This window comes from Frankia sp. AgPm24, assembly GCF_023243055.1.
GTDB lineage: Bacteria > Actinomycetota > Actinomycetes > Frankiales > Frankiaceae > Frankia > Frankia umida.
The window spans coordinates 87,810-92,732 of record NZ_JALKFW010000202.1 but is presented as its reverse complement, the minus strand read 5'-3'; the positions used below and the strand labels follow the sequence as shown (position 1 = coordinate 92,732).

Genomic DNA, 4,923 nt, shown 5'->3' with positions numbered 1-4,923 from the left:
TCGCGTGCCCCCCCCGTCCTTGGGGGGGGGGGGCCGCGGCGCGGGCGACGCCGGGCCGCGCCTGGGGGGGCGCGCCCGCCGGCTGGGCCCTGCCGCGGCCGGCCCGGAGACGTTCGACCGAAGGAGGCGCACGATGACACAGCGGATGAACATCGCCGAGGTGGCACCGGAGGGGTACAAGGCGGTCCTGGGGCTGGAGGCCCACGTCCGGCGGCATGTGGACGCGACCGTGCTGGAGCTGGTGAAGCTGCGCGCGTCGGTGCTCAACGGCTGCGCGTTCTGCGTGGACATGCACAGCCGGGACGCCCTGGCCGCCGGTGAGTCCGCCCGGCGGCTGTTCGCGGTCGCCGCCTGGCACGACGCGCCGTTCTTCGACGAGCGGGAACGGGCCGCGCTGGCGCTGACCGACGAGGTGACCCGGCTCGGCCCGGACGGTGTCAGCGACGACACCTGGGCGACTGTCACCAAGCACTGGTCGGAGGAGGAGACCGCCAACCTGATCCTCGCCATCGTCACGATCAACGCCTGGAACCGCATCGCCATCCCGACCCGCGCCCAACCGCCCCTGGACGTCTGATCCCGTCCGACGCGGCGCCGCCCATCGAGACCTCGACACCGTGACACCGTGACGCCGGCACCCGCGAGCACCGGCACCTGCGAGCGCGGGCAAGGTCACCGATGGGTGGTTGACCGGCGGGGTCAGCCGGGGTGCGGGTCCGTGAACGTGCAGGTGGCGGCGATGGGACCGCCCGTGCGAGCGAGCAGGTGCGGCCAGGCGGGGACAGGGGCGATCGGGCGTCACTACGGTGAAGCGGTTTGCTACTACGACGTGTAGAAGCGGAGCTGAGGCCGGATGAGCGCCGTCCCGACGGAACAGTCCGCCGCGGTCCTGCGGGCGACGGCCGGCGTGGTCGCCGAGCATGCCGAACAGATCAGCGCCGTGTTCTACCGGCGACTGCTCTCGACGCATCCGCGGGTCGCGCCGATGTTCTCCCGCAGCGGTCAGGCCAGCGGCGCCCAGCAGCGGGCGCTGGCCGCCGCACTGGTCGCCTTCACGGAACACCTGCTGGGCGAGCCGCGACGCCCGTTCGACGCGGTGGTGCGCCGCATCGCGCATCGGCACGCCTCGCTGGGTGTCGCGCCGGAGCAGTACCCGCTGGTGGGACGGCAGTTGCTGGCCGCGGTCGCCGAGGTGCTCGGGGACGCGGTCACACCGCGGGTCCATGACGCCTGGGATGAGGCCTACTGGCTGTTCGCCACGGCGCTCGTCGCCGAGGAGGCACGTGCCTACCAGCGGATGGGCACCGATCCGGCGCGGCCGTGGCGACCCTGGCGGGTCACGGCCCGTACGGTCGCGACCCCGGAGGTGGTGTCCTTCGACCTGTTGCCGACCGGGCTCGACCCGCTGCCGACCTTCCGACCCGGCCAGTACGTGACGGTCGCGGTGGACCTGCCCGACGGCGGCCGCCAGGCCCGCCCCTACAGTCTGTCGCGGGCACCGGGTTCGGGCAGTCTGCGGATCACCGTGCGCCGGGTACCCGCGGTCGGCACCGCCCCGCAGGGTGTCGTCTCCGCCTATCTGCACGAGCAGGTCAAGGTCGGCGACGTGCTGGACGTCAGCCCGCCGGCCGGCGACGTGACACTGACCCCCGGCACCGACCCGCTCGTGCTGGTCAGCGCCGGTATCGGCATCACACCGATGATCGCGATGATGGGTCACACCGCTCGGCTGCGCCCGCAGCGCACGGTGGTCGCGGCGCACGCCGACCGCTCCCCCGAGCACCATCCGCTGCGGGCGGAGATGCTGGAGATCGGTGCCCTGCTGCGGGACTTCCAGCTGCACACCCGTTACGAACCGCACAGCCCGGTCCAGATCGACGTCGACGCCCTGCCGCTGCCCGACGGCGCCCGCGTCTACCTGTGCGGCCCGCTGCCGTTCATGCGGGACGTCCGCGCCGGCCTGCTGCGCCGTGGACTGTCCCCCGACCACATCCGCTACGAGATCTTCGGCCCCGACCCATGGGCGGGCAACCCGACCTGAGCGCCCGCCGAGACCACCGTCGGTGCCGCCGCCGAGGCCGCCACGACCTCGCAGGCGCGGGGCAGCCGGTTCATCGCCGCACCGCGTCGACAGCCGTGGCGGTGCGCTCGGCGCTCTCCGCCCGGTCCATGCTCTCCGCCCGGTCCATCCAGCCGGCGCCCCAGCGGGCGGCCGCGTGACGCCGGTAACGCGGACCGAAGCCGTAGAGGACGATCAGCCGCGGAAGCAGCGGAACCTGGTGCAGGACGACCTGGCGCCGGGCCACGTCGAGGTCGTCGACCAGCCAGTTGCCCTCCTCGGCGAGCTGCGGCAGGGACTTGGTGCGGATGTTGTAGCGCTGGTCCCAGTCCCACCACTGCCGCTGGGTGAGGGTCGCCGCGACCAGTGGCATCGCCTCGGCCTCCTCCCGTTCGAGGTGCGGGAACAACACCGCGACCAGATCGTCGAGCGCGTCGACGAGGCCCAGCCGCGCGGCGTCCGGTTCGGACGCGGCCGCGCCCGGGGTGGGCTCGGCGTGCCGCCAGCGGCGGGCCGCGACGGTGAGGCGCTCCATCGCCGGATGGATCGCCTCGTGGTCGGCGCCCATCGCGTCGACCAGGGCGGTGTCCGCCGGGCTCACGGCCGCTCTGAGCTGCGGGTACAGACCGTCGTCCTCACCGCTGTGGTGGCGGTCGAGGAACCGCACCAACCAGTCGACGTGGGCGGCCAGGGCCGTGCGGCGGGGCCCGTCCGGGTAGGGGGCGGCGGTCAGGGCGGCGCGGACGCGGGTGAGGTCTCGGCGCAGCGCCCAGTGGACGATGCCCATGATGCGGGTGTCCGCGGGGCCGTTCATGTCGGGTCTCATCGGGTGCTCTCCTGATCGTCCAGTCCAATGATCATTCTTTGCAGCCATGCCTGATAGGTGGACGGCGACCAACCCGCGCGGGTGACCAGCGCGTCGTACATCTCCACGCTGGACAGGGCCCACAGCAGGTCGACCTCCTCCCGCGTGGGTGCCCGGCACAGCACCATGGCCAGGCCGCGCTCGTTCTCGACGCGCCGGTTGGCCTCGTCGGCGACGAGGCGGCGGGCGAGATCGGGTTCGCTGGCCGCGCCCTCGCGCAACGCCAGGTAGAGCCGCGCCGTGCGCCCGTTGATCTCGGTGACCAGCCCGGCGGCCGCCGCGGCGCGTGCGGCGAGCGTCGCCCCCTCCCCCAGCACCTGGAACGCGCGCCGTTCGACCAGCGGCACCGGTTCGTCGTCGCCGACGACCGCACCGTCGATGGCCGCGGCGAACAGCGCCGGCTTACGGCCGACCGCGGCGTAGACGGTCTCCACCGACACCCCGGCCACCGCGGCGATCTCCCGAACACCGGCGCCGGCCCAGCCACGCTCGGCGAACACATCCCGAGCGGCGGCCAGCACCGCCGCCCGGGTCTGCTCGGCCTGCTGGGCCCGTCGCGCGGACCGGTAGGGCCTGGTCGCGGTCGTCCTCGAGGACGTGGGCGTGGCATCGGGCATGGCACAACCCTAGAACAGACCTGCTTTCATTACCAAGACGTTTGTCCAATCGGCTAGCCGACACCCCTGGCGGCAGCCTCAGGCGACCGGGAGGTAAGCGCGGAAGGACCTCGCGGCCTCGGCGCCACCGAGCGTGACCGGATGCTGGGAGGCTGCGACGGTGTGGGGCTGGCCGAGGTCGACGCGGCTGACCTCCTCGAGTCGTTGGTACTGCTTGTCCTCCAGCCTCACCTGCAGAGCGGCCAGGTAGTCGTCGAGCTGGGCGACCGAACGCGGGCCGATGATCGGGACGAGCGCGGTCGACGAGCGCGCGGCCCGCTCCCGGACCCAGGCCGTGGCGACCTGCGCCGGCGGGACGGCGAGCTCCGCGGCGACGGCGAGCACGGCGTCGACCACCGCGGTCTTGCGGGGCTCGTCCTCGGTGTGGATCACGCGGCCGAGGTCGGTGAGGCGCCCGGCGCTGCTGGTGCGGTACTTGCCGGTGAGCAGCCCGCCGCCCAGCGGTGACCACAGTGCCGCGCCCAGGCCCAGCGCCTCGGCCATCGGCAGGACCTCACGGTCGGCGCTGCGTTCCACCAGGCTGTACTCGAACTGCACGGCCGTGACGGGAGCCAGGCCGCGCAGGTCGGCCAGGGTGGCCGCGCGGGCGGTACGCCAGGCCGGGAAGTTCGACAGGCCCGCATAGAGGATCTTGCCGGAACGGACCAGATCATCGAGGCCGCGCATGATCTCCTCCACCGGCGTCACCGGGTCGGGAAAATGCACCCACAGCAGGTCGAGATAGTCGGTGCCGAGCCGGGTGAGGCTGCCCTCGACCGCACCGATCAGCGCACGCCGCCCGTTGCCGGTGGCGAGCACGCCGGCATCGGGCGCGCGGCCCACGCCGAACTTGGTGGCCAGGGTGAAGTGCGCCCGCTGGCCGGTGAGCAGATGCCCGAGGATCTGTTCGGACTCGCCGAACTGATAGCTCTCGGCGGTATCGAGAAACGTGCCGCCCGCCTCGGCGAAGCGCTCGAGGATGCGCCGGGCCTCCTCCGGCTCGGCGCCGGCACCCCACCCGGTGCCGAAGTTCGCGGCGCCGAGCGCCAGCTCGCTGACCCGCAGGCCCGTGGCCCGGCCGAACGTCGTGTGCTTCATCGCTACCTCCCGACAGCAGCCGACGGCGCCAGCCGGCGCCATCCAGCGCAGTAGAACGATCGGTTTACCTCGAGGACGACTTCACCGTAACACCGGACTGGACGCGAGTACAACGGTCGGTCTACTTTCGATGTCATGCCCACCGACGAGGTCGCCCCCCTGCCGGTTCCCGGCCCCCGGCCCCCCGCGGGGGCGCGGGGCCGGGGGGGGGGGCCCACCCCCCCCGGCGGGCGGGCGCCCCCCGG

General features: G+C 73.3%; 5 protein-coding genes. 2 read left to right on the top strand and 3 right to left on the bottom strand.

Annotated features, from left to right (window positions below):
- Positions 1-133: 133 nt before the first annotated feature.
- Together MXD61_RS18215 and MXD61_RS18210 are read left to right on the top strand one after the other, a co-directional pair.
- On the top strand, positions 134-577 hold the full coding sequence (locus MXD61_RS18215; RefSeq protein WP_248814676.1) for a carboxymuconolactone decarboxylase family protein: 444 nt from the start codon (positions 134-136) through the stop codon (positions 575-577).
- Positions 578-853: 276 nt separating this feature from the next.
- Complete coding sequence (locus MXD61_RS18210; RefSeq protein ID WP_248814675.1) at positions 854-2,041, top strand: globin domain-containing protein; 1,188 nt, start codon at positions 854-856, stop codon at positions 2,039-2,041.
- 70 nt (positions 2,042-2,111) lie between these two features.
- On the opposite strand, the gene MXD61_RS18205 is transcribed toward MXD61_RS18210, so the two are convergent.
- The 3 genes from MXD61_RS18205 to MXD61_RS18195 form a co-directional block, all read right to left on the bottom strand.
- Positions 2,112-2,873: a hemerythrin domain-containing protein gene (locus tag MXD61_RS18205; protein WP_248814674.1), complete on the bottom strand. Its 762-nt coding sequence runs from the start codon at positions 2,871-2,873 to the stop codon at positions 2,112-2,114.
- 8 nt (positions 2,874-2,881) lie between these two features.
- A complete protein-coding gene (locus MXD61_RS18200) occupies positions 2,882-3,541 on the bottom strand; it encodes a TetR/AcrR family transcriptional regulator (protein ID WP_248814673.1) in 660 nt (219 codons plus the stop codon).
- Positions 3,542-3,619: 78 nt separating this feature from the next.
- On the bottom strand, positions 3,620-4,678 hold the full coding sequence (locus tag MXD61_RS18195; protein ID WP_248814672.1) for an aldo/keto reductase: 1,059 nt from the start codon (positions 4,676-4,678) through the stop codon (positions 3,620-3,622).
- Positions 4,679-4,923 lie beyond the last annotated feature (245 nt).